Raw genomic sequence first — 23,939 nt, forward strand, 5'->3', positions numbered from 1 at the left:
ATATGTTAAACCCTTCTATTGACGAACTGATGAATAAAATTAATTCTAAGTATACGCTTGTCACAGTTTCTGCAAGGCGTGCTCGTGAAATTCAAAACGAAGGAAGCAAGCCGATGATAAGTAAAACAATTTCGCAAAAAAGTGTTGGTGTAGCACTAGAAGAAATCGACCAAGGCATGCTTTTTTACCACAGAGACAAAGACGATGAATAAGCTCCGAAAATAACAACCTATTTCCTGTAGGTTGTTATTTTTTTAAAAAAAGGCTCTGTTAAACGTGACTGTTGATTTCCGCTGCAGGCGCACGCTTTCCGCACTTGCACAGGATGTGCTGGCGTCTGCGTTGCCACAGGACGTGGCGACTTTAGCAGAGGTTCCTTATAAATAGAGCCTCCTCGTCGCAAATGCTCCTGCGAGGTCTCGCCTGTCCCGCTATTCCCGCAGGAGTCGGCGCCTTCTGCTACAATCAACAATGAAAAAATGAACATTATTCTTTAACACAGCCTTAAAAAAAGAAGAGAGGGAAAAAGGCTATGAAGGGAAAACGCATTTTATTATGTGTGTCAGGAGGTATTGCAGTCTATAAAGGTGCAGCACTTGTCAGTAAATTAACACAGGCTGGCTTTGAAGTGAAAGTTATTATGAGTGAGTCGGCGCAAAAGTTTGTCACACCTTTAACGTTTCAAGCACTTTCACGTCAGCCTGTTTATACGGATACTTTCGATGAGAAAGACCCATCAGGCATTGCCCATATTGATTTAGCGGATTGGGCCGACCTTGTGTTAATTGCACCAGCGACTGCAAATGTAATTGGAAAGTTAGCGAATGGGATTGCAGATGACATGATTACGACCACACTGCTGGCTACGACCGCACCTGTCTGGGTAGCGCCGGCAATGAATGTGCATATGTATGACCATCCTGCTGTTCAGCGTAATATTGCGTTATTGTACGAGCGCGGCTGTCAATTTATCGAACCGAGTGAAGGCTATTTAGCATGCGGTTATGTTGGCAAAGGAAGACTCGAAGAACCAGAAAAAATTACCGCCCTTGTTAGTGAGTTTTTCCAGGATGAATCTGCAAAGCTGCTTGAAGGACGGACAATTTTAATAACAGCTGGACCAACTAGGGAAAATGTCGATCCTGTTCGTTTCTTTTCCAACCGTTCCTCGGGGGAAAATGGGTTATGCAGTTGCGAAAGCTGCAGAGAAGCTTGGTGCCCAAGTGACACTTGTCTCGGGGCCGACGAATTTGACACCGCCACAAAATGTAACGACGATCCAAGTGGAAACAGCTCAACAGATGTACGAAGCGGTGATGAGCCATGCTTCAGCAGCAGATATTATTGTCAAAGCTGCTGCAGTAGCTGATTACCGTCCGAAGGAAACGCACGCTTGGAAGATGAAGAAGAAGGACGGACCATTAGTATTTGAAATGGAACGGACCATCGATATTTTGAAAACACTCGGTGAAACGAAGGACAACCAAGTGTTGATCGGATTTGCCGCAGAGACAGACCGAATGGACGAATATGCGATGAAAAAGCTAAAAACAAAAAATGCGGATATGATTGTAGCCAATAATGTCAGTCAAGCAGGTGCAGGGTTTGCTCACGACACAAATATTATTACAATCTTTCATCGTGACGGCAGTAAGAAGGAGTTTCCGCTATTAACGAAAGAGAAAGCTGGCGCGATGATTCTACAAGAAGCCGCACAATATTTAGAGGACGTGGAATATGAAAATCGCGAAGGTAATCGTTGATGTTGCATCAAATCAAACAGACCGAGCATTTGATTATTTAATCCCAGCCCAATGGGAGCAAGCAGCAAAGCCGGGGATGCGTGTGATCGTTTCCTTTGGCCCGCGTAAGCTGCAAGGCTTCATTGTGGCAGTTACAGACCAAACAGATGTGAAGAAGCTTAAAGAGGTTGAAACATTTCTCGACGTCACACCTGTTCTGAATGAAGAGCTCCTACAAATGGGTTTCTGGCTTGCTGAAGAAACCCTTTGTTTTCGTATTTCTGCTTTTCAAGCCATGCTCCCTGCAGCAATGAAATCAAAATATGAAAAAATTGTCACGCTCACTGACGGAACAGATGTTGAAAGGATACCAGAGCCACTCAAGCGATTTTTTCATCAACGACGTGAAGTGAGTTGGAAGGAAATTGAAAGGCAGAATGGTTCAGTAGGCAGTGTGCAGCAAGCGGTTCGAGATGGTTTGCTTGAAATTGTCTATCAAACAAAAGCACATACGCGAAAGAAAACAGTTCGCATGATTGTACCGTCTTCTATTGACGAACTTCAAAAGGTAAAGGAAACTCTTTCAAATCAAGCGAAAAAGCAAATTCAAGTAGTAGATTACTTTTTAAACAACCATGAACCGATTCAAATGCAAGATTTATTAAAAACACTTCAGACAACAGATTCACCAGTGAAATCGTTAATTGAAAAAGGAGTCTTATTCGAGAAGCAACAGGAAGTTTATCGTGATCCGTATGATAAACGGCACTTCAAGAAAACAGAACCACTTGCCTTAACAGCTCAACAGCAGCAGGCATTAGACCCGCTCCTGAAAACGATTAACGAAGAGAAGCATGATGCCTTTTTGATGTATGGTGTGACGGGAAGCGGAAAAACAGAGGTCTATCTCCAATCCATTGAAGCAGTCCTTCAGCAAGGAAAAGAAGCGATTGTTCTCGTTCCTGAAATTTCACTTACCCCAATGATGGTAGAGCGGTTCAAAGGGCGGTTCGGCAACGATGTGGCGGTTCTTCACAGCGCGCTTTCAGCAGGGGAAAAATATGATGAATGGCGCAAGATTTTGCGTAAAGAAGTGAAAGTAGCGGTTGGCGCACGCTCAGCGATCTTTGCCCCGTTTGAAAACTTAGGGATTATTATTATTGATGAAGAGCATGAATCAAGCTATAAGCAAGAAGAAAATCCGCGTTATCATGCAAGGGATGCTGCTATCTATCGAGGAAAGTATCATCATTGCCCAGTAGTTCTCGGCAGTGCAACACCATCACTAGAATCCTTTGCACGTGCGAAAAAGGGAGTCTATCAATTACTGCCGCTTAGTGAGCGCATTCACGCGAAAGCGATGCCAGCTGTTGACATTGTCGATATGCGTGAGGAACTTCACAAAGGGAATCGTTCGATGTTTTCAACGCTGTTGTTTGAACAGCTGCAAAAGCGGCTGGAACGTGGAGAGCAGTCCGTGATTTTCTTAAATCGCAGAGGCTTTTCCACATTTGTCATTTGCCGTGATTGCGGTTATGTCGTTGAGTGTCCGCACTGTGATATTTCGATGACCTATCATAAGCGTGGTCATCAGTTAAAGTGTCATTATTGCTCATATGAAATGCCGATGCCAAACAGCTGCCCTGAATGCGGCAGTGAACATATTCGTTTCTTCGGAACAGGTACGCAGAAGGTGGAGGAAGAGTTAACGAAAGTACTTCCAGAAGCACGTGTGATTCGAATGGATGTCGATACAACGAGAAAGAAAGGTGCGCATGAAAAGCTGTTGACAGCGTTTGGGAATAAGCAGGCTGATATTTTACTTGGCACCCAAATGATTGCAAAAGGACTTGATTTTCCAAATGTTACACTTGTCGGCGTATTAGCAGCAGATGCGATGCTTCATATTCCTGACTTTCGTTCGTCAGAAAAAACCTTTCAGCTTATTACCCAAGTCAGCGGACGAGCAGGGCGGCATGAGTTGCCTGGTGAAGTCGTCATCCAAACGTATACGCCTGAACATTATAGTGTTACCTCTGCTGCTGAGCATGATTATGAAACCTTCTATCAGCAAGAAATGATGCTTCGAAAGCGTGCTCAATATCCGCCGTTTTACTTCATTACATTAATAACCGTCTCACATCCAGAAGTGACAAAAGCAGCAGGTGTGACAGAGAAGATTACAGCTTATGTGAAACAGCAGCTTTCCGAACAAGCGGTTGTTCTCGGCCCTGTTGCTTCAGCGATTGCAAGGGTGAAGGATAGATATCGTTATCAATGCATGATAAAATACAAAAGCGAACCACAACTGCTTGAAGCATTGCATACTGTAATGGAAACGTACAAGCAGGAGATGAACAGGACTGATTTGCATATTTCAATTGATATGAATCCGTATGTCATGATGTAGCGATGATGTTTTTATATAGAAAGAAGCGAACTAGATAAAGGATGGTTGAAGAATGACGAAGATTGTTTTTATGGGAACACCTGACTTTGCTGTACCTGTACTGCAAAAAATCATTGAAGACGGCTATGAGGTCGCTGCCGTTGTCACACAGCCTGACCGCCCGAAAGGACGAAAGCGTGTGATGACGCCTCCTCCTGTGAAAGTCGAGGCAGAAAAACATCACATACCTGTTCTGCAGCCTGAGAAAATTCGTGAAGCAAGCGAATTACAACAAGTGCTTGATTATGAACCTGACTTAATTGTTACGGCGGCATTCGGTCAAATTTTACCGAAAGAGCTGCTGGAAGCGCCGAAGTTTGGCTGTATTAACGTTCACGCTTCACTGCTTCCGAAGCTGCGTGGCGGGGCGCCGATTCACTATGCGATCCTTGAAGGACATGAGAAATCAGGCGTTACGATTATGTATATGGTTGAAAAGCTTGACGCGGGTGATATGCTGTCACAAGTGGAAGTACCGATTACGGAAACAGATGATGTCGGCAGCCTGCATGACAAACTAAGTGAAGCAGGGTCAGCCTTATTGAGTGAAACGATTCCACTTTTGCTTGAAAATAAGCTTGAACCAAAGCCGCAAAATGAAGCGGATGTTACATTTGCATGGAACATAAAACGTGAACAAGAAAAGATCGATTGGACAAACCAGGGTGAAACGATCTACAATCACGTGCGTGGCTTACGACCATGGCCTGCCGCTTTTACAACACTTGAAGGAAAAGTGATGAAGGTATGGGGAGCTGAAAAAGCCCATGCTTCAAAGGAAGCTGCACCAGGGGAGATCGTTCAATTAGAGGAAGATGGTTTCATTGTCGCAACAGGTAATGAAACAGCAATTAAGGTAACAGAACTTCAGCCAGCTGGCAAGAAGCGAATGAGCGCAAAAGATTATTTGCGTGGTGCAGGTTCTCACCTTGAAGTAGGAATGAAATTAGGAGATGACAATGAAAAATAATGTACGGAATGTCAGCTTAGAGATTCTTGAAAAAATCGAAAAGAATCAAAGCTATAGCAACTTATTATTAAACCAAGCGATCGAAAAATCAGGGCTCGACAGCAAGGATGCCCCACTGCTTACCGAAATCGTCTACGGCACCATTCAACGGAAGCTTACGTTGGATTACTATTTAAAGCCTTTTGTAAAAAAAGCGAATAAAGTCCAATCATGGGTGCGCAATTTGCTGCGTTTGTCGGTCTATCAAATGGTCTATTTAGATCGAATTCCAGACCGTGCCGTCATTCATGAAGCAGTGGAAATTGCTAAAAAGCGCGGTCACAAAGGGATCTCCGGAATGGTGAATGGAGTATTACGAAGCATTCAGCGAAACGGTGTACCAAGCGTGGAAGACATACTAGACCCAGTCGAGCGAATCAGTGTTGCAACAAGTCATCCGCGCTGGCTCGTTGAAAAATGGGTGAAGCAATACGGTGAAGAAACAACGAGGAAGATGTGTGAGCGTAATTTAGAAGCACCGCTTAATACGGCTCGCGTGAATGTGCAAAAGGCAAAGGTTGAAGAAGTGCTGGACATGTTAAAGGATGAAGGTATCGAAGCTGAAAAAGGAAAGCTTTCAGAAGATGCAATCGTTGTGAAGGCTGGAAGCATCGCAAAAACAAGCCTTTTTAAAGAAGGGATTGTCAGCATTCAAGATGAAAGCTCCATGCTTGTGGCACGAGCACTTGATATAGCTCCAGGACAAACAGTGCTTGATGCATGTGCTGCACCAGGAGGAAAGACAACGCATATTGCCGAACGTCTACAAGGGGAAGGTAGAGTACTATCTGTCGACCTTCACGAGCATAAAGTCAAGCTGATTGCACAGCAGGCTGCACGCCTCGGCTTAGAAAATGTAGACGCGATGCAAGCAGACAGCCGTCATTTAGATGAAAAATTGGCTGGTGAAACGTTTGATCGTGTGTTAGTCGATGCGCCTTGCAGCGGCTTTGGGGTAATGCGTCGAAAGCCTGATATAAAATATTCAAAAACAGGCGAAGATGTTTGTAGACTTGCTGAAATCCAGCAGTCAATTTTACGTGCGGCTAGTCAACTTGTGAAGCCGGGTGGACTGCTCGTCTATAGTACGTGTACAATCGATACAGAAGAGAACGACAACGTCGTCGATGCATTTTTGCAGCAAAACGACAACTTTGAACGAGACGTTACACTTTCAGAACGGATGCCGCGTATGTTACAAACGAAATGCGGTGAAGGGAACGTACAAATTTTCCCGCATGAATATGATAGTGACGGCTTTTTCATTGCAACATTACGAAAGAAGGTGTAAACATCATGGAACAACAGCTGCGCTCAAGCAAAAATGATAAGCAGATTGAACATAAACCCTCAATTTACACCCTGCAATTTCATGAAATGCAGGAGAAGTTAAAAGAATGGGGCGAACCAAAATTTCGTGCAACCCAGATCTTTGAATGGTTGTATCAAAAGCGTGTAACAAGCTTTGAGGAAATGACAAACTTATCAAAAGGATTACGCGACCGTTTGTCGAATGAGTTTGAGATTACGACGTTAAAAACAATTATTCAGCAGACCGCAACAGATGGTACGATTAAGTTTTTATTTGAAATGAAAGACGGTTATTCAATTGAAACGGTCCTCATGCGCCATGATTACGGCAACTCTGTTTGTGTCACAACACAAGTCGGCTGTCGGATCGGGTGTAACTTCTGTGCTTCAACACTTGGTGGTCTGAAGCGAAACTTAGAAGCTGGTGAGATTGTCGCACAAGTTGTCAAAGTACAGCAGGCATTAGATGAAATGGACGAGCGTGTCAGCTCAGTCGTTATTATGGGAATAGGTGAGCCATTTGATAACTATGACAGCATGATGTCTTTCCTACGAATCATTAACGACGACAAAGGAATTAATATTGGTGCACGCCATATTACCGTTTCCACAAGCGGGATTATTCCACGTATTTATGACTTTGCGAATGAAGGAATGCAAATTAACTTTGCCCTTTCTCTACATGCGCCTAACTCTGAACTACGTACACGTTTAATGCCAATTAACAAGGCGTATAAGCTGCCTGAATTAATGGATTCGATCCGTTATTACGTAGACAAAACTGGACGTCGTGTTACATTTGAATATGGATTGTTTGGCGGTGTAAATGACCAAGCAGAACATGCAGAAGAACTGGCAGATTTAATTAAAGATTTGAAATGTCACGTCAATTTAATTCCTGTTAACTATGTGCCTGAACGTGATTATGTCCGAACACCGCGTGAACAAATTTTTGAGTTTGAACGAATTCTCAAAAAGCGTGGTATTAATGCAACAATCAGACGTGAGCAAGGGTCTGACATTGATGCTGCGTGTGGGCAATTGCGCGCGAAGGAGCGCGAAGAAGAGACGAGGTGACTTGAATTGATAGCAGCGTTTGAAAGCGACAGGGGAAAAGTGAGAGCGCACAATGAAGATGCCGGCGGCGTATTTTTTAATACAGCTGCTGGCACTTGTCTTGCGCTTGTAGCTGATGGAATGGGTGGACATCAGGCTGGTGATGTAGCAAGCAGTATGGCTGTGAAACAGCTTGTTCAAGAATGGGAAAAAATTGAAGAATTCCCAGGTGTGGCAGAAGCAGAAGAGTGGTTGAAAACTGCCATTGAAGACGTCAACACGTCGTTATTTCAATATTCTCAAGCTCATGATGAGTGCAAAGGTATGGGGACAACGATCGTTTCTGCGCTGTGCTGTGGAGAATTTGCAGTGGTTGCCCATATTGGTGACAGCCGCTGTTACATAAAAAATAACAACGGGTTTTCACAAGTGACAAGTGATCATTCGCTCGTAAATGAACTTGTCCGTTCAGGGCAAATTTCGCAAGAAGACGCAGAGCATCATCCACGCAAAAATGTTCTAATGCGTGCCCTTGGGACAGAAGCGCATGTGAAGGTTGATAGTAAAACGGTCACATGGGAAGAAGGGGATTACCTTTTACTTTGTTCTGACGGACTTACAAACAAAGTGAGTGACGAAGAAATTGCTGATGTTTTATCAGCAGATCTTTCAATTGAAGAGCAAGCGGCACAATTAACCAACAAAGCAAATGATGGCGGCGGTGAAGACAACATTACCGTTGCAGTTGTCCAGCATCTTAGAAGGGAACAGGGAAGCGAGTGATGTGCATTGCTCACAGGTAAACGTTTAAGCGGTCGGTATCATATTGAACGGATGATCGGCGGCGGAGGTATGGCACATGTCTATTTGGCGTATGATGACATTTTAAATCGGGAAGTTGCCGTGAAAGTGCTGCGGCCTGATTTTGCAGATAATGAAGAGTTTATTGAACGTTTCCATCGCGAAGCACAAGCTGCAACAAGTTTATCGCATCCAAATATCGTAAATATTTATGATGTCGGGGAAGAAGACGGCATCTATTTTATGGTGATGGAGTACGTGGATGGGACAACCTTGAAACAATCGATTCAGCAACGTGGTGCTTTTTCGATCGAAGACAGCCTTCATATTATGCAGCAAATGACGTCTGCCATTCAACACGCCCATGAAAACCAAATCGTACACCGTGATATTAAGCCGCATAATATTTTAATTGATGACCATGGGAACGTGAAAATAACTGATTTCGGGATTGCGATGGCGCTAAGTGCAACATCCATTACCCAGACAAACTCTGTGCTCGGCTCTGTGCATTATTTATCACCGGAGCAGGCTAGAGGTGGAATGGCCAATAAAAAATCAGACATCTATTCACTTGGAGTCGTTATGTTTGAACTGCTTACAGGCAGACTTCCGTTTTCAGGAGAATCAGCGGTTTCGATTGCTCTCAAGCATTTGCAATCTGAAACACCTTCACCACGAAGATGGAATGACCAAATCCCGCAGAGTGTAGAGAATATTATTTTGAAAGCAACCGCGAAAGACCCGTTTCACCGCTATGAAAGCACTGAAGAAATGCAAGAAGATTTGAAGACAGCCCTTCAACCTGAACGGTTAAATGAGCCGAAATTTGTTCTGCCTGACGATGATGAGCAAACAAAAGCCATTCCAGTTGTAACAGATTTGCCGCAGGAAGGGACGCATGAGGAAACCATTGTTCACCAAACTCAAGAAAAGCCATCAAATGAAGTCAAGAAACCAAAGAAGAAAAAGGAAAAGCGTTGGGTATGGCTTACGGTTCTGTTAGCCATTTTGCTTATTGGAGGCGCTGTAGCCGCTTTTACACTTCCTTCAATGTTTGAAGAAGAACAGGTTGAAATTCCTGATGTGAAAGGAAAAGATGCAACAGAGGCTGTTACAATGCTTCAAAATGCTGGGCTTCAAGTGAAAACGGAAAAGCAGGTTCATCAAAGTATACCAGAGGACCATGCAATACGAACGGAACCAGCTGCTGGCTTTACCGTGAAAAAAGGATTTGAAGTGACGTTATTTGAAAGCCTTGGAAAAGAAAAAGTCGAATTTGAAGATTATGTCGGCCGTGATCTAGAAGAAGCGAAACGGGATTTGCGTTTAAAAGGAATTAATGTTGAGAAAAACTTAATTACAATTTCTGTTGAAAGCGATTTACCAGAAAATCAAATTGTCACTCAACGTCAGCCGACACCTGGCGAGAAAATCAGCCCAGATGAGCTTGAAGAAACAGTTGTCATCTTTGAAATTAGTGAAGGGCCGAAAGTAAGCATCCCGGATATGAATGGCTGGACGGAAGAGAAAGCTAACCAATTTGCAAAGGAAAATGGTTTGACAATCGGGAAGGTTGATCGACAATACTCTGAGGAAGTCGCTGAAGGCCATGTCATAAGTCAAACACCAAGTGCGAATACGGAAGTGAAAAAAGGAGCCACAGTTGATTTGACTCTCTCGAAAGGACCGAGTCCAAAGACTACAACTGTCACGAAGGTTATTCCTTATGACAGCGAGGCCCCTGAAGAAAAACAACGTATTGACGTTTACATCAAGGATGTGGACAATAACATTGAAGACGTTGCCCTAACAGAATATATGACAGAATCAAAAGCCATTTCTTTCGATGTTCAAGTTCCATATAAAGGTGAAGCATCTTATAAGATTTATGTGAACGGAAGTTTTTTTGAAGGAAATAGTGTAAAATATAGTGCCGTGCAGAGTGCCGAACAAAATACAGAACCAGCTCCTAAGCAAGAGCAGGAGCAAAATCAAAACCAAAACGAAGGTGAAGAAAAACAAAGTTCACCATCTGAAACAGAGCAGGCACCAGAAGAGCAGCCACAAGAAGAATGATTGAAAATGTAAAGACATGAGGAGGCTTCCATGCAGGAAGGAAAGATTATTAAAGCGTTAAGTGGGTTTTATTACGTTCATTCCGGCCAAACGATTACGCAGTGCCGCGGCCGGGGCGTCTTCAGAAAGCAGAAGATTACACCGCTTGTCGGCGATCATGTCAAATTTGAAGCGGAAAATGAACAAGAAGGTTATATTCTTGACGTAAGTGAGCGGAAGAATGAGCTCGTCCGTCCTCCGATCGCGAATGTCGATCAAGCGATTCTCGTTTTTTCAGCGGTAGAGCCAGACTTTAGCTCCGCATTGCTTGACCGTTTTCTCGTTCTAGTAGAAGCCAACCATATTGAACCGCTGATCTGTATTACGAAAATGGATTTGGCAGATGAACAGCAAGTCTCACGCATTGAGCAATATGCCGAGGATTACAAAAAAATCGGTTATCCTGTTCTGTTAACATCTGCTGAAACGACAGAAGGCTTAGATATTCTTGGTCCGTATCTAGAAGATAAAATTTCTGTATTTGCAGGGCAGTCAGGTGTTGGTAAATCATCGCTGTTGAATGCATTAAAGCCAGGTCTTGCCCTTGAAACAGCACATATCTCAGCAAGCCTAGGACGCGGCCGTCATACGACCCGGCATGTGGAGCTTATTCCATATCACTCCGGGCTGGTCGCAGATACACCTGGTTTTAGCTCACTTGAGTTCCTAGGAATTGAGTCAATTGATCTTGCTGATTATTTTCCAGAGATGCTGCGGCTGTCTCCTGAGTGTAAGTTCAGAGGCTGTACACATCTGGCTGAGCCGAAATGTGCGGTTAAAGCTGCGCTCGATGCAGGTGAGATTCCTAACTACCGTTATGAACATTATCAAACTTTCTATCAAGAAATAAAAGAACGAAAGCCGAGGTATTAAAAAATGGTTAAACTAGCACCATCGATTTTATCAGCTGATTTTGCAAAATTGGGAGAAGAGATTAAAGATGTCGAACGAGGTGGGGCCGACTACATTCACGTTGATGTGATGGACGGTCATTTCGTTCCAAATATTACGATTGGTCCGTTAATTGTCGATGCAATCCGTCCTGTAACAGACCTGCCGCTTGATGTTCACTTAATGATTGAAAATCCTGATCAATATATTCCTGAATTTGCAAAGGCTGGCGCAGATATTATTACCGTTCATGTCGAAGCATGTCCGCACTTACACCGAACGATACAGCTTATTAAGCAGCAAGGTGTGAAAGCAGGCGTTGTGCTTAACCCAGCTACACCAGTTGAAACGATTCAACATATTATTGAGGACCTAGACATGGTGCTGCTTATGACTGTAAACCCTGGTTTTGGCGGTCAGAAATTTATCGATTCAGTTGTACCGAAAATTAAGCGCGTCAAAGAACTTGTTGACGCAACAGGAAAAGACATCGAAATCGAGGTAGACGGCGGTGTTAATCCTGAAACAGCGAAAATTGTGAAGGATGCAGGTGCTAATGTACTTGTAGCAGGCTCAGCTGTCTTCAATAAAGAAGACCGTCAAGCTGCAATGGAAGCGATTCGTAACGCGTGAAAAAGGAGGCTGTGCAACTTTTTTGTTGCACAGCCTTTCTATGTAGTGAAAAGATGGAAAGCAAAGAGAGTGTTCCCCCCTCCTTTCCGTTCCTTTTGGTAAGCATATTCTTCTAAAATGAAAATAAACTGAAAGTGTCATTATTTCTAACTGCATTGAATAAAATGATGTGTAAGTGAAGAGCCAGTTTGTGGATGGTGCACTTTATAATAATGAATAACAGTTGAACTGAAGCAGATATACGCTGTGAAGGAGGGGGAAAGATGAAATTCTATACGATTAAACTTCCTAAGTTTCTCGGCGGGGTAGTACGAGCGATTCTAGGGTCATTAAAAAAAGAATAGAAAAGCGAAGGCGCCTTGTTCAGGGGCGACCAGCATAAGACGAGTGCTGGCAGAAGGCGCTTTTTGCCTTCAGAAGCAATTGGCTTATGACTCGAGCCCCTAGGCGCCGCAGCTGGATCAAGAAAAGCGAAGGCGCCTTGTTCAGGGGCGACCAGCATAAGACGAGTGCTGGCAGAAGGCGCTTTTTGCCTTCAGAAGCAATTGGCTTATGACTCGAGCCCCTAGGCGCCTGCACATTTCCGAATTAACGATCATTTTTCAAACGAAAAAAGCACCAATTTCCTTAGCCGGAAATGGTGCTTTTTCTATAGTCTTGCTGCATAAGGCAGACGAGCGACTATATGTTGGTTTTTATTATACACGTTCTACTTTTCCTGATTTAAGCGCACGAGCAGATACGTAAACACGTTTTGGTTTACCGTCTACCATGATGCGTACTTTTTGCAGGTTCGCACCAAACTTACGCTTAGAAGCGTTCATTGCGTGAGAACGGTTTTGGCCAGAACGACCTTTGCGTCCAGTTACAACACACTTTTTAGGCATGACATTCCCTCCTTGTATTTCATAAGCCACTACTTACTTGGGTTAGTATAACAAATATACGCGTGCAACAAAAGAAAGAATATCAAGGCATACTCCTTGACATTCCTTGTTTATTCTAAAGCATTTTCGGTTATAGGTCAATGAAAAAGCCGCACTTCATTTGAAATTACTTTCAAAACAACATGTCTTATAGTAAAATGACGATAGTCACAGCTCAAATCAACCATAAGGGGGCTTTTTCATGTCGATTGAAATGAAAAACGAGCACGGAACAATTGATATATCAAATGAGGTTATCGCATCGATTGCTGGTGGTGCCGCAATGGATTGTTACGGTATCGTCGGAATGGCTTCCAAAAAGCAGTTGAAAGATGGTTTATCAGAAATTCTTCGCAAAGAAAACTTCACAAAAGGAATTATCGTTCGACGTGAAGAGGAAGGTCTTCATATCGAAATGTACATTATCGTAAGCTATGGTACGAAAATTTCCGAAGTCGCACATAACGTACAGACACAAGTAAAATACACGTTGGATCAAACGCTAGGCTTGTCAGTTGATTCGATTAATATATTTGTACAAGGAGTTCGGGTAACGAATCCGTAAGAGAGTTAGGAGGAAGTTTTGTGACAGTTAAAGAATTGGATGGAACGCGTTTAGCTGAAATGATTGTTTTGGCCTCAACGCACCTTGCCAATCAAGCAGCACACATTGATGCACTAAATGTCTTTCCAGTACCAGATGGAGATACAGGAACAAATATGAACTTATCGATGACCTCTGGCGCAAATGAAGTGAAAAAGGTGACGGAAAACCATGCAGGTAAAGTCGCTTCTTCATTTGCACGCGGCCTGCTTATGGGGGCTCGTGGAAATTCAGGTGTTATTCTATCACAGCTGTTTCGAGGCTTTGCAAAAGCGATGGAAGGTAAAGAAACGATTACGGTTAAGGATTTAGCAAAAGCATTTGATTCAGGTAAAGATACAGCCTACAAAGCGGTAATGAAGCCTGTTGAAGGAACGATTCTCACTGTCGCCAAGGACAGTGCGAAGAAAGCACAGGATGCTGCAAAGCGAACGGATGATATCATTGTGTTCATGGAGCAAGTGCTTGATGAGGCAAAGAAATCACTTGACCGTACCCCTGAACTGCTTCCTGTTTTAAAGGAAGTTGGCGTGGTCGATAGTGGTGGTCAAGGTCTTTTGACAGTTTATGAAGGGTTTGTGCGCGCATTAAAGGGAGAAGACCTTCCGAAAGCATCTGAAGTTGGTCCATCAATGGACGAGCTTGTTAGCGCCGAGCACCACAAGACTGCTCAAGCACATATGGCAACAGAAGATATTGAATTTGGTTATTGTACAGAATTTATGGTGAAGTTAGAAGAAGAGAAATTAAATGAAAATCCTTTTGAAGAAGATGTTTTCCGTGAGACTTTAAGCGAGCATGGTGACTCCTTGCTTGTTGTATCTGATGAAGAGCTTGTGAAAGTACATATCCATGCTGAGTATCCTGGTGACGTTTTAACATACGCCCAGCGGTATGGAAGTTTAATAAATATGAAAATCGAAAATATGCGTGAACAGCATACAACTATTTTAGAAGGGTCCAGCCGTCAAGCTGCCGAAACACAAAAGCCTGCAAAGCCAAAGAAAGAATATGGGATTATCGCAGCGGCGATGGGAAGCGGCATTGCTGAGCTATTAAGAAGCTTAGGAGTAAGCGTTGTCGTCGAGGGCGGCCAAACGATGAATCCAAGCACAGAGGACTTAGTACGTGCAATTGAAGAAGTTCATGCAGAGAAAGTGATTATCCTTCCTAATAACGGGAATATTGTCATGGCGGCAACACAAGCTGCAAGCGTCGTTGACGTGGATGTAGAGGTTGTCCCGTCTAAGACGATACCTCAAGGCATGAGTGCATTGCTTTCATTTAATCCAGAAGCATCACTCTCTGATAACGCTTCTGCGATGAAAGATGCCCTTGCAGACGTAAAAACAGGACAAGTTACGTATGCCGTTCGTGATACGAACATCGACGGTATTGACTTGAAAAAAGGCGATTTCATGGGCATTGCGGACGGAAAAATCGTCACAAAGCACGAAAATCAGCTTCAAGCAGCAAAGCAGCTGTTAGAATTGCTGATTGAAGAAGACAGTGAAATCGTCACGATCCTTCAAGGTGAAGATGCAAAGGAAGATGAAACCAAAGAGCTTGAAAGCTTCATTGAGGAACACTTTGAAGAGGTGGAAGTTGAAATCCATGCTGGGAAACAACCTCTCTACAGCTACATTTTCTCTGTCGAATAAAGTCTTAAGCAAGACCAAAGAAGAAGGGGCTTCCCCTTCTTTTATTTTCATAACATGTTTTTTGAGCATGACTGTACAGGTAAAAGGAGAGGTCCTTAGATGAAGTATAAAAGTGTATTTGACATTATTGGCCCGGTTATGATTGGACCATCCAGTTCACATACAGCAGGAGCAGCCCGCATCGGACGTGTCGCTCGCTCGTTATTTGGACGAACGCCAAAATGGGCGGAAATTTCATTTTATGGCTCATTTGCGAAAACGTATAAAGGGCACGGGACAGATGTTGCAATTGTTGGGGGAATTCTTGATTTTGATACGTATGATGAGCGAATTATCCACTCCCTTGACCTCGCAAAAGACGAAGGTGTAACCATTCAATTTCGTGAAGAAGAAGCTGTACCGGACCATCCGAATACCGCTCGGGTAAAAATCGGTGATGAAAACGGTGACTTAGAATTAGTCGGTATTTCAATTGGGGGAGGCAAAATTCAAATTACCGAGTTAAACGGGTTTGAACTAAAGCTTTCTGGTAACCACCCTGCCCTGCTTGTGATGCACAATGACCGTTACGGTGCCATTGCAGGAGTTGCAAACGTGCTTGCAAAGTATGAAATGAATATCGGTCATATGGAAGTATCTCGTAAGGAAAAGGGGCAGCGTGCACTGATGACAATCGAAGTGGACCAGTCGTTTGATGATAAGATAATCGACGAACTGTCAGCACTTCCAAACATTCTTCAAGTTACAAAAATTGTTGATTAGCAGCCTTGTGAAATGACAGCGTTTACATCGAGTGAAACGGCACCGAGATGAAAGGAAGATGAAGATGTTTCGTAACGTGAAAGAACTTGTTCAAATGGCAGAAGAAAAGAAAATTCCAATATCAGAAGTTATGATCCTGCAGGAGATGGAAGTTAAAGAGCGAACACGTGAAGAGGTTATGCAGCAGATGGAACGCAATTTAACGGTCATGGAGCAAGCGGTTGAACGCGGAATTGAAGGTGTGAAATCACATTCAGGCTTAACAGGCGGGGCAGCTCGCAAACTGCAGGAGTATATGGCAACAGGGAAAATGCTGTCTGGTCATACAGTGCTTGACGCTGTTAGTAAAGCGATGGCGACAAATGAAGTCAATGCAGCGATGGGTACAATTTGCGCCACACCGACAGCTGGCTCAGCAGGTGTTGTGCCTGGGACGCTTTTTGCCGTAAAGGAAACGCTTAATCCAACCCGTGAGCAAATGATTCGCTTTTTGTTTACTTCAGGCGCTTTCGGATTTGTAATTGCCAATAATGCGTCGATTTCTGGGGCAGCAGGAGGCTGTCAAGCAGAGGTCGGTTCTGCGGCAGGAATGGCATCGGCAGCGATTGTTGAAATGGCTGGTGGTACGCCGAGTCAAAGTGCAGAAGCAATGGCCATTACGCTTAAAAACATGCTTGGCCTTGTTTGTGATCCAGTTGCAGGGCTGGTTGAAGTGCCTTGTGTGAAGCGGAATGCCATGGGAGCTTCGAATGCAATGGTAGCCGCAGATATGGCGCTTGCTGGCATTACGAGTACCATTCCTTGTGACGAAGTAATCGATGCGATGTTCAAAATCGGCCAGCGTATGCCTGAAACATTGAAAGAAACTGCACAAGGAGGGTTGGCGGCAACGCCGACAGGAAAGAGACTTGCAGAAGAAATATTCGGTAAGCCGCAGAGATAACGGTGAGTATATTAGCAGAATTACCAATTACAAAGGTTAAAGGGATAGGAGAAGAAACAGCCGAAACACTTTCAGATGTTGGTATCCATAACGTCCAACAGCTGTTAGAGTATTTCCCATATCGTTATGAAGACTATCGGTTGAAGGATTTAGAAGACGTCAAGCATGACGAACGGGTTACTGTCGAAGGAAAGGTTCATAGTGAGCCGTCCCTCCGCTACTTCGGTAAAAAGAAATCACGATTAACACTCCGCGTGTTAGTTGGCAACTATTTGATTACGGCTGTCTTTTTTAACCGGCCATATGTGAAGCGCCAAGTAACAATTGGTGACCACGTGACTATCACTGGAAAATGGGACCGCCACCGCCAAACGATCACCGTTTCTGAAATGAAAAAAGGGGAAGTAAAGCGGCAAAATGAATATGAGCCTGTCTACCATGTGAAAGGAAAGCTATCGGTAAAGGGATTGAAACGTTTTATTGCGGCTGGCTTCAAGCAATATGGAGGAGCAGTCGAAGAGACACTGCCTCAAGAGGTACTAGCTTCTTATAAGCTTCCGCCCAAAGGTGAAGCACTTTATGAAATGCATTTTCCTACAAATGCGGAAAGCGTCAAGCATGCGCGCAGGCGTTTTGTTTATGAGGAATTTCTCTATTTTCAGTTGAAAATGCAGGCGATTCGCAAATTTGAGCGAGAGCAAACGAAAGGGATCGCTATCGCATATGAGGAAGAACGTGTCAATGCCTTCATTCAGTCATTGCCTTTTCCGTTAACAGGTGCACAGCAGCGGGTCGTGAACGAGATGCTGACGGATATGCGCTCTCCATACAGAATGAACCGTCTTCTTCAAGGTGATGTCGGTTCAGGTAAGACAGTTGTTGCGGCGATTGGGTTATATGCTGCTGTTACAGCTGGTTTTCAAGGTGCATTAATGGTACCGACAGAAATTCTTGCCGAGCAGCATTCTCTTTCATTGAAAGAAATACTAGAACCGATTGGCCTTCGTTTAGAGCTCTTAACAAGCTCTGTAAAAGGGAAGCGCCGTCAAGAGCTGTTAGCGCAATGTGCCATAGGTGAGATTGATATTGTGATTGGGACCCATGCATTGATTCAAGATGAAGTGAATTTCCGCTCACTCGGGTTTGTAATAACAGACGAGCAGCACCGCTTTGGCGTTCAGCAACGCCGTGCGTTAAGAGAGAAAGGTGAAAGCCCAGACGTGTTATTTATGACCGCTACCCCAATTCCGCGGACACTTGCAATTACCGCGTTTGGTGATATGGATGTTTCATTGATTGATGAGATGCCGGCAGGACGGAAGCCGATCGAAACGTATTGGGCAAAGCCTGATATGTTGAGCCGTGTCTTAAAGTTTATCTACAAAGAAGTACAGGCTGGCCGGCAAGGATATGTCATTTGCCCGCTTATTGAAGAAAGCGACAAGCTTGATGTCCAAAATGCAATTGATGTGCATGCTCAGCTTAGCGAGTATTTTAAAGGAAGCGTGAACGTTGGTCTGATGCACGGCAGGTTATCATCTCAGGAAAAAGATGACGTGATGCAGCAGTTTAGTCGAAACGAATGCCAAGTGCTTGTCTCAACGACTGTTGTTGAAGTAGGGGTGAACGTTCCAAACGCCACGATTATGGTCATCTATGATGCCGAGCGGTTTGGCTTAGCACAGCTTCATCAGCTTCGCGGACGTGTCGGCCGTGGAGATGCTCAGTCTTATTGTATATTGCTTGCGGACCCGAAATCAGATGTTGGAAAAGAACGAATGCGCGTGATGACCGAAACGAATGATGGCTTTGAGCTTTCAGAGCGTGACCTAGAATTGCGAGGTCCTGGTGACTTCTTCGGTAAGAAACAAAGCGGGATTCCGGAATTTAAAGTAGCCGATATGATTCATGATTACCGCGCGCTAGAGGTAGCAAGACAAGATGCAGCAAAGTTAATTGCATCGAATGTCTTTTGGCAAGATGAAAAATTTGCTCCACTAAGAAGGCATTTAGAGGAGTCTGGCGTATTTACAGGAGAGAAGCTGGATTAGAGATCCTTGCAATCTCTCCTTTTTATTTATATACTACTATTAGTACCTAGTCCTAAAACATTGTGCCTGCTGTCTAATCAGGACGGTTACATGTTTTAGAAAATCTCGGAAGGTGTCATTCTATGAGACGAAATAAAAAAGAGAGGCAGCAGCTGCTGAAAGAAACCATCGAGAAAACGCCTTTCACAACAGATGAAGAACTAGCACAAAAATTTTCAGTGAGCGTACAGACGATACGCCTTGACCGGATGGAGCTGTCCATCCCGGAATTACGAGAGCGAATTAAAGTTGTCGCCACAAAACAGATGGACGAAGAAGTTAAAGCGTTACCAATTGATGAAGTGATTGGTGAGGTTGTTGATTTAGATTTAGATGAACGAGCAATTTCAATTTTAGATATTAAGCGTGAGCATGTCTTTTCACGAAATAAAATTGCACGCGGTCACCATTTGTTTGCCCAGGCGAACTCGTTAGCAGTAGCTGTCATTAATGATGAGCTGGCCCTAACGGCAAAAGCGGCAATCCGTTTTACAAGACAAGTAAATGAAGGTGAACGTGTTGTAGCGAAGGCTCACGTGAAGCAATCCACAAAGAGAAGCGGCAGAACCATTGTCGACGTGGAAAGCTTTGTTGGTCAAGAAATGGTGTTTTCGGGCGAGTTCCATATGTACCGCTCGAACAATGCGAAAAAGGATGGTTAACAATGAAAATAGCAATCGATGCGATGGGCGGCGATCACGCACCGAAGGAAATCGTCCTCGGTGCGGTCAAAGCTGTCGAAAGTTTTTCGGATATCGAAATCGTATTAGTAGGCGATGAGAATGAAATCCGAAAGCATATGCAAGAACATAACCGCATCTCGATTATACATACAGATGAAAAAATAGAAGCTACGGATGAGCCTGTTCGTGCTGTACGCCGTAAGAAAGGCGCATCAATGGTTTTAGCAGCAACTGAAGTGAAAGAAGGCCGTGCAGATGCTTGTATTTCAGCAGGTAATACAGGTGCATTGATGACAGCTGGTTTATTTGTAGTAGGCCGTATCCCTGGCATTGAGCGTCCTGCTTTATCACCGACACTGCCGACAGTAGATGGCAGTGGCTTTGTGCTGTTGGATGTTGGGGCAAATGTCGATGCGAAGCCTGAGCACTTGCTGCATTATGCGATTATGGCCTCAATTTATTCTGAAAAAGTACGTGCTGTTTCGAATCCACGTGTCGGCCTCTTGAATGTCGGTACAGAAGAGAAGAAAGGGAACGAGCTGAGCAAGCAGGCATACGAATTGTTACAAGAAGCACCGATTCATTTTATTGGCAATGTTGAAGCGCGTGACTTGCTCGATGGTGTTGCTGATGTTGTCGTATGTGATGGGTTTACAGGCAATATTGCTCTTAAAACAATTGAGGGCACAGCTCTTTCGATGTTTTCTATGCTGAAAGAACGGTTAACAAGCACATTTACGGCAAAGCTTGCAGCAGGTGTATTAAAGCCGCAGCTGCTAGACTTAAAAGCAAAGCTTGATTACTCAGAATATGGCGGTGCAGCACTTTTCGGCTTAAAAGCGCCTGTTGTGAAAGCACACGGGTCATCAAATGCCAATGCTGTATACAATGCAGTCCGTCAAACACGTGAGATGGTCAAGCAGGAAATGGCATCCACAATTCAGAATGCGATAGAAATGACAAAAGAATAGAAAGGCAAGGTGTTAACATGGGTAAGATTGCATTCCTTTTTCCAGGGCAAGGCTCACAAACAGTTGGAATGGGTAAGGAAATAGCGGATAAATATGAAGAGGCTGCAGCTATCTTTCAAAAGGCTGACGAGCGTCTTGGTTTCTCTCTCTCTGAGGTTATTTTCAACGGACCGCAGGAGAAGCTGACGCGAACAGAAAATACACAGCCTGCATTACTTACAACAAGTACGGCGATACTAGAAGTATTCAAAAAACATGGCATTACCGCTGATTTTACAGCGGGGCACAGTCTTGGAGAGTACAGTGCGCTTGTAGCCTCTGAAAGTATGTCATTTGAGGATGCGGTGTATGCGGTACGAAAACGTGGTGAATTGATGGAAGAAGCCGTTCCAGCAGGTGTTGGGACAATGGCAGCTGTCCTAGGGATGGAAGCAGCTGAGCTGAAGGCAGTTGTTGATGAAGTAAGCACGCCACAATTTGTAGTCAACTTAGCAAACTTAAATTGCCCAGGACAAATTGTCATTTCGGGTAATCGTGAAGCTGTCGAGAAAGCTTCAGAGCTTGCGAAGGAAAAAGGCGCAAAGCGTGTCATTCCGCTTGATGTCAGCGGTCCATTTCATTCAGACTTAATGAAGCCTGCTGCTGATAAATTTAGTGAGGTTTTAGAAGGAATTTCGATTTCTGAAGCGAAAATACCTGTTGTAGCGAACGTAACCGCACAACCGATTACAGATGGTGCGGACATACAAGCCAAGCTTGTCGAGCAGCTGTATTCTCCTGTTCGTTGGGAAGAAACAGTGCAAACGTTGCTTGATGAAGGCGTTGACACGTTTATTGAAATCGGCCCAGGTAAAGTACTATCAGGTCTAGTTCGAAAAGTAAAACGTCGAGTACATACATATAACATTGAAAACGAAGAAACGTTAGCAAAAACAGTAGAAAAATTGAAAGGGGACGCTTAATATGCTTCAAGGAAAGACAGCCCTTGTGACAGGAGCTTCTCGCGGCATCGGCCGTGCGATCGCTCTTGAGTTAGCGAAAAACGGTGCAAAGGTAGCCGTGAACTATGCTGGAAGTGAAGCGAAAGCACAAGAAGTTGTAGAAACAATTAAAGCAGAAGGCGGCGAGGCGTTTGCGATTCAAGCAGATGTCGCAAGCTCTGAAAGTGTGCAAGCTATGATCAAAGAGGTTATTTCACAATTTGGCGCACTTGACATTCTTGTCAACAATGCCGGCATTACACGAGACAACCTGCTTATGCGCATGAAAGAAGATGAGTGGGACGCAGTTATCAATACAAACTTAAAAGGTGTATTCAACTGTACAAAAGGAGTCACTCGTCAAATGATGCGCCAGCGCAGCGGCCGGATCATTAATATCGCTTCCATCGTCGGTGTTAGCGGAAATCCTGGACAAGCAAACTATGTTGCTGCTAAAGCAGGTGTAATCGGTCTAACGAAAACAACTGCCAAAGAACTAGCAACACGCGGCATCACAGTAAACGCCGTCGCGCCAGGCTTCATCACAACAGATATGACAGATGAGCTTGCCGAAGAAACACGCGAAGCACTACTAAGCCAAATTCCACTTGCACGTCTCGGCCAGCCTGAAGACATCGCAAATGTCGTTCGCTTCCTAGCATCAGACGACAGCGCCTACATCACAGGCCAAACCCTACATGTGGATGGCGGAATGGTGATGTAAGAAAAGCGGAGGCGGGCCGCTTAGAAATATTGTTCACTGGAACCTTCACACATAGAGGCGTTTTTTGCCTCGGAGTGGGAAGGTGAAGTGATACAAATTTCTGCCCGCCGCAGCTGGATCAAAGAAAAGCGGAGGCGCCTTGGTTAGGGGCGACAAGCATAAGGCAGAATGTGGAGGGGACCGATTTATGTCCCTGCAACAGGCTGACTTATGACCTCGAGCCCCTAGGCGCCGCAGCTGGATCAAAGGAACGCTGGCTAAGAACGTCACGTCCTGTGACAACGCCTGCACTAGCACGTCCTGTGCATTGAAGTTTAACTAACCAATACTGTGGTAGAAATCACCATATGATGTTGGGGAGTTCACTTAATAAAATTTCTCCTAGTTTTTTTTGGAGCAATCACCTATAATGACTTGAGGGGAGGTGAACAACGATGGCAGATGTACTAGAACGCGTAACGAAAATCATCGTTGACCGTCTTGGTGTTGACGAGAGCGAGGTTACTCTTGAAGCGTCTTTTAAAGATGATTTAGGCGCTGATTCCCTAGACGTAGTTGAGTTAGTAATGGAGCTTGAAGATGAGTTCGACATGGAAATCTCTGATGAAGATGCTGAGAAAATCGGTACTGTTGGAGACGCAGTTAACTACATAAAAGCTCAGCAATAATCAAAGATATGAAGTCCCGCGGAACTATTCTGCGGGGCTTTCTCACCTTTACACACTACAAAAAATACATTCATTTTATGACCCACTGTTTGAATTTGGAGGTAAGTATGTCTAAGTCGTACAAGAGAAAGCGGACCAATGGTAAAGTGAAAGTGGATTTTCAGCCTTTATTGAAACAGCTTGGTGTACCATTTGAAGATGAACATTTATTAAAGCAGGCTTTTACCCATTCATCCTATGTGAATGAGCATCGCGCAAGACCGTTTGAAGACAACGAACGGTTAGAATTTTTAGGGGACGCAGTTTTAGAGTTAACGGTTTCACAATATTTGTTTAAACAATTTCCGAATATGAGTGAAGGCGAATTAACAAAGCTCCGGGCGGCGATTGTTTGTGAAGGCTCATTAGTTGAGTTTGCAAACGAGCTGTCCTTCGCGCCGTACGTTCTTCTCGGTAAGGGAGAAGAAATGACAGGTGGAAGAACCCGTCCTGCACTTTTGGCAGACGTGTTTGAGGCATTTATTGGCGCCCTCTATTTGGACCAAGGAATTGAAACGGTGAACGAATTATTAAAGAAAGTCGTTTACCCAAGAATTAGCGAAGGTGCTTTTTCTCATGTGATGGATTATAAAAGCCAACTACAAGAAGTGGTACAGCGTGATGGTCAGCATGCGGTTGAATATAAAATCGTTGAAGAAAAAGGACCTGCGCACAATCGCGAGTTTGTTTCAGAAGTATTAATTGACGGTACCGTGCATGGAGTCGGGATCGGCAAGTCTAAAAAAGACGCTGAACAAAAGGCAGCACAACAAGCACTTATGAAACTAAAAAAGAAGTAATGGAGAATCGAAAATCCCCCTTTTTCTAAATAGGGGGATTTTGTTCAGCAGGAATACACATCAGGTTTGAAAGCAGGG

The 23,939-nt window shown here is 44.1% G+C and carries 22 protein-coding genes and 1 pseudogene; 22 read left to right on the top strand and 1 reads right to left on the bottom strand.

The features are described from left to right. The first annotated feature begins 2 nt into the window (after positions 1 to 2). The 11 genes and pseudogenes from rpoZ to spoVM all read left to right on the top strand — a co-directional run bounded on the left by rpoZ (position 3) and on the right by spoVM (position 12,354). Positions 3 to 212 carry a DNA-directed RNA polymerase subunit omega gene (gene rpoZ / locus LC040_05105; protein WLR52289.1) on the top strand — a complete coding sequence of 70 codons (210 nt, stop codon included), beginning with the start codon at positions 3 to 5 and terminating at the stop codon, positions 210 to 212. Between the two features lie 320 nt (positions 213 to 532). Next, positions 533 to 1,763: pseudogene (gene coaBC, locus LC040_05110) on the top strand (bifunctional phosphopantothenoylcysteine decarboxylase/phosphopantothenate--cysteine ligase CoaBC). After that, positions 1,738 to 4,152, top strand: a complete 2,415-nt coding sequence (gene priA, locus LC040_05115; protein WLR52290.1) for a primosomal protein N' — start codon at positions 1,738 to 1,740, stop codon at positions 4,150 to 4,152. Before coaBC ends, priA begins: the two are co-directional and overlap by 26 nt. Before the next feature lie 52 nt (positions 4,153 to 4,204). After that, positions 4,205 to 5,161 carry a methionyl-tRNA formyltransferase gene (gene fmt / locus LC040_05120; protein ID WLR52291.1) on the top strand — a complete coding sequence of 319 codons (957 nt, stop codon included), beginning with the start codon at positions 4,205 to 4,207 and terminating at the stop codon, positions 5,159 to 5,161. Further along, complete coding sequence (gene rsmB / locus LC040_05125) at positions 5,151 to 6,491, top strand: 16S rRNA (cytosine(967)-C(5))-methyltransferase RsmB (GenBank protein WLR52292.1); 1,341 nt, start codon at positions 5,151 to 5,153, stop codon at positions 6,489 to 6,491. Before fmt ends, rsmB begins: the two co-directional genes overlap by 11 nt. Positions 6,492 to 6,496: 5 nt before the next feature. After that, the gene (gene rlmN, locus LC040_05130) at positions 6,497 to 7,588 is read left to right on the top strand and encodes a 23S rRNA (adenine(2503)-C(2))-methyltransferase RlmN (protein ID WLR52293.1); all 1,092 of its coding nucleotides are present in this window, start codon (positions 6,497 to 6,499) and stop codon (positions 7,586 to 7,588) included. 6 nt (positions 7,589 to 7,594) lie between these two features. After that, positions 7,595 to 8,350 (top strand): Stp1/IreP family PP2C-type Ser/Thr phosphatase, encoded by a 756-nt coding sequence (locus tag LC040_05135; GenBank protein ID WLR52294.1) that lies wholly within the window; start codon positions 7,595 to 7,597, stop codon positions 8,348 to 8,350. A gap of 6 nt (positions 8,351 to 8,356) precedes the next feature. Next, on the top strand, positions 8,357 to 10,447 hold the full coding sequence (gene pknB, locus LC040_05140; protein ID WLR52295.1) for a Stk1 family PASTA domain-containing Ser/Thr kinase: 2,091 nt from the start codon (positions 8,357 to 8,359) through the stop codon (positions 10,445 to 10,447). 30 nt (positions 10,448 to 10,477) lie between these two features. After that, positions 10,478 to 11,359, top strand: coding sequence for a ribosome small subunit-dependent GTPase A (rsgA, locus tag LC040_05145; GenBank protein WLR52296.1), 882 nt, complete (start codon positions 10,478 to 10,480; stop codon positions 11,357 to 11,359). A 3-nt stretch (positions 11,360 to 11,362) separates the two neighbouring features. After that, on the top strand, positions 11,363 to 12,010 hold the full coding sequence (gene rpe / locus LC040_05150; protein ID WLR52297.1) for a ribulose-phosphate 3-epimerase: 648 nt from the start codon (positions 11,363 to 11,365) through the stop codon (positions 12,008 to 12,010). Between the two features lie 263 nt (positions 12,011 to 12,273). Continuing rightward, complete coding sequence (spoVM, locus tag LC040_05155) at positions 12,274 to 12,354, top strand: stage V sporulation protein SpoVM (protein ID WLR53198.1); 81 nt, start codon at positions 12,274 to 12,276, stop codon at positions 12,352 to 12,354. Between the two features lie 354 nt (positions 12,355 to 12,708). Here the strand turns inward: spoVM and rpmB are convergent, their stop codons facing one another. Further along, positions 12,709 to 12,897 (bottom strand): 50S ribosomal protein L28, encoded by a 189-nt coding sequence (gene rpmB / locus LC040_05160; GenBank protein ID WLR52298.1) that lies wholly within the window; start codon positions 12,895 to 12,897, stop codon positions 12,709 to 12,711. Positions 12,898 to 13,138: 241 nt separating this feature from the next. On the opposite strand from rpmB, the gene LC040_05165 reads away from it, so the two are divergent. From LC040_05165 to rnc, 11 genes are all read left to right on the top strand, one after another. Next, positions 13,139 to 13,501 carry an Asp23/Gls24 family envelope stress response protein gene (locus LC040_05165; GenBank protein WLR52299.1) on the top strand — a complete coding sequence of 121 codons (363 nt, stop codon included), beginning with the start codon at positions 13,139 to 13,141 and terminating at the stop codon, positions 13,499 to 13,501. A gap of 20 nt (positions 13,502 to 13,521) precedes the next feature. Next, positions 13,522 to 15,201: a DAK2 domain-containing protein gene (locus LC040_05170; protein ID WLR52300.1), complete on the top strand. Its 1,680-nt coding sequence runs from the start codon at positions 13,522 to 13,524 to the stop codon at positions 15,199 to 15,201. 99 nt (positions 15,202 to 15,300) lie between these two features. Beyond that, on the top strand, positions 15,301 to 15,963 hold the full coding sequence (gene sdaAB, locus LC040_05175; protein WLR52301.1) for an L-serine ammonia-lyase, iron-sulfur-dependent subunit beta: 663 nt from the start codon (positions 15,301 to 15,303) through the stop codon (positions 15,961 to 15,963). A gap of 64 nt (positions 15,964 to 16,027) precedes the next feature. Continuing rightward, positions 16,028 to 16,906, top strand: coding sequence for an L-serine ammonia-lyase, iron-sulfur-dependent, subunit alpha (gene sdaAA / locus LC040_05180; protein ID WLR52302.1), 879 nt, complete (start codon positions 16,028 to 16,030; stop codon positions 16,904 to 16,906). A 2-nt stretch (positions 16,907 to 16,908) separates the two neighbouring features. Beyond that, positions 16,909 to 18,957 carry an ATP-dependent DNA helicase RecG gene (gene recG, locus LC040_05185; protein WLR52303.1) on the top strand — a complete coding sequence of 683 codons (2,049 nt, stop codon included), beginning with the start codon at positions 16,909 to 16,911 and terminating at the stop codon, positions 18,955 to 18,957. A 122-nt stretch (positions 18,958 to 19,079) separates the two neighbouring features. After that, entirely contained in the window at positions 19,080 to 19,658 is a 579-nt protein-coding gene (gene fapR, locus LC040_05190) for a transcription factor FapR (GenBank protein WLR52304.1), read from the top strand. 2 nt (positions 19,659 to 19,660) lie between these two features. Continuing rightward, positions 19,661 to 20,650 carry a phosphate acyltransferase PlsX gene (gene plsX / locus LC040_05195; GenBank protein WLR52305.1) on the top strand — a complete coding sequence of 330 codons (990 nt, stop codon included), beginning with the start codon at positions 19,661 to 19,663 and terminating at the stop codon, positions 20,648 to 20,650. 17 nt (positions 20,651 to 20,667) lie between these two features. Next, positions 20,668 to 21,612 (top strand): ACP S-malonyltransferase, encoded by a 945-nt coding sequence (fabD, locus tag LC040_05200; GenBank protein ID WLR52306.1) that lies wholly within the window; start codon positions 20,668 to 20,670, stop codon positions 21,610 to 21,612. Position 21,613: 1 nt separating this feature from the next. Further along, a complete protein-coding gene (fabG, locus tag LC040_05205; GenBank protein WLR52307.1) occupies positions 21,614 to 22,354 on the top strand; it encodes a 3-oxoacyl-[acyl-carrier-protein] reductase in 741 nt (246 codons plus the stop codon). A gap of 434 nt (positions 22,355 to 22,788) precedes the next feature. Continuing rightward, the gene (locus LC040_05210) at positions 22,789 to 23,022 is read left to right on the top strand and encodes an acyl carrier protein (protein WLR52308.1); all 234 of its coding nucleotides are present in this window, start codon (positions 22,789 to 22,791) and stop codon (positions 23,020 to 23,022) included. Positions 23,023 to 23,129: 107 nt separating this feature from the next. Continuing rightward, on the top strand, positions 23,130 to 23,861 hold the full coding sequence (gene rnc / locus LC040_05215) for a ribonuclease III (protein WLR52309.1): 732 nt from the start codon (positions 23,130 to 23,132) through the stop codon (positions 23,859 to 23,861). Positions 23,862 to 23,939: the final 78 nt, after the last annotated feature.

Origin of the sequence: Bacillus tianshenii, from assembly GCA_020524525.2 — a bacterium.
In the GTDB taxonomy this organism is placed as follows: domain Bacteria; phylum Bacillota; class Bacilli; order Bacillales; family Bacillaceae_N; genus Bacillus_AV.

What these genes read in the sequence shown, in the direction of transcription:
- rnc (WLR52309.1), top strand. Translation starts at nt 23,130, where the DNA reads ATGTCTAAGTCGTACAAGAGAAAGCGGACCAATGGTAAAGTGAAAGTG.
- fapR (WLR52304.1), top strand. Translation starts at nt 19,080, where the DNA reads ATGAGACGAAATAAAAAAGAGAGGCAGCAGCTGCTGAAAGAAACCATC.
- sdaAA (WLR52302.1), top strand. Translation starts at nt 16,028, where the DNA reads ATGTTTCGTAACGTGAAAGAACTTGTTCAAATGGCAGAAGAAAAGAAA.
- rpoZ (WLR52289.1), top strand. Translation starts at nt 3, where the DNA reads ATGTTAAACCCTTCTATTGACGAACTGATGAATAAAATTAATTCTAAG.
- rpmB (WLR52298.1), bottom strand. Translation starts at nt 12,897, where the DNA reads ATGCCTAAAAAGTGTGTTGTAACTGGACGCAAAGGTCGTTCTGGCCAA.
- spoVM (WLR53198.1), top strand. Translation starts at nt 12,274, where the DNA reads ATGAAATTCTATACGATTAAACTTCCTAAGTTTCTCGGCGGGGTAGTA.
- fabG (WLR52307.1), top strand. Translation starts at nt 21,614, where the DNA reads ATGCTTCAAGGAAAGACAGCCCTTGTGACAGGAGCTTCTCGCGGCATC.
- priA (WLR52290.1), top strand. Translation starts at nt 1,738, where the DNA reads ATGAAAATCGCGAAGGTAATCGTTGATGTTGCATCAAATCAAACAGAC.
- fmt (WLR52291.1), top strand. Translation starts at nt 4,205, where the DNA reads ATGACGAAGATTGTTTTTATGGGAACACCTGACTTTGCTGTACCTGTA.
- LC040_05210 (WLR52308.1), top strand. Translation starts at nt 22,789, where the DNA reads ATGGCAGATGTACTAGAACGCGTAACGAAAATCATCGTTGACCGTCTT.
- rsgA (WLR52296.1), top strand. Translation starts at nt 10,478, where the DNA reads ATGCAGGAAGGAAAGATTATTAAAGCGTTAAGTGGGTTTTATTACGTT.
- rlmN (WLR52293.1), top strand. Translation starts at nt 6,497, where the DNA reads ATGGAACAACAGCTGCGCTCAAGCAAAAATGATAAGCAGATTGAACAT.
- fabD (WLR52306.1), top strand. Translation starts at nt 20,668, where the DNA reads ATGGGTAAGATTGCATTCCTTTTTCCAGGGCAAGGCTCACAAACAGTT.
- rpe (WLR52297.1), top strand. Translation starts at nt 11,363, where the DNA reads ATGGTTAAACTAGCACCATCGATTTTATCAGCTGATTTTGCAAAATTG.
- rsmB (WLR52292.1), top strand. Translation starts at nt 5,151, where the DNA reads ATGAAAAATAATGTACGGAATGTCAGCTTAGAGATTCTTGAAAAAATC.
- sdaAB (WLR52301.1), top strand. Translation starts at nt 15,301, where the DNA reads ATGAAGTATAAAAGTGTATTTGACATTATTGGCCCGGTTATGATTGGA.
- plsX (WLR52305.1), top strand. Translation starts at nt 19,661, where the DNA reads ATGAAAATAGCAATCGATGCGATGGGCGGCGATCACGCACCGAAGGAA.
- LC040_05165 (WLR52299.1), top strand. Translation starts at nt 13,139, where the DNA reads ATGTCGATTGAAATGAAAAACGAGCACGGAACAATTGATATATCAAAT.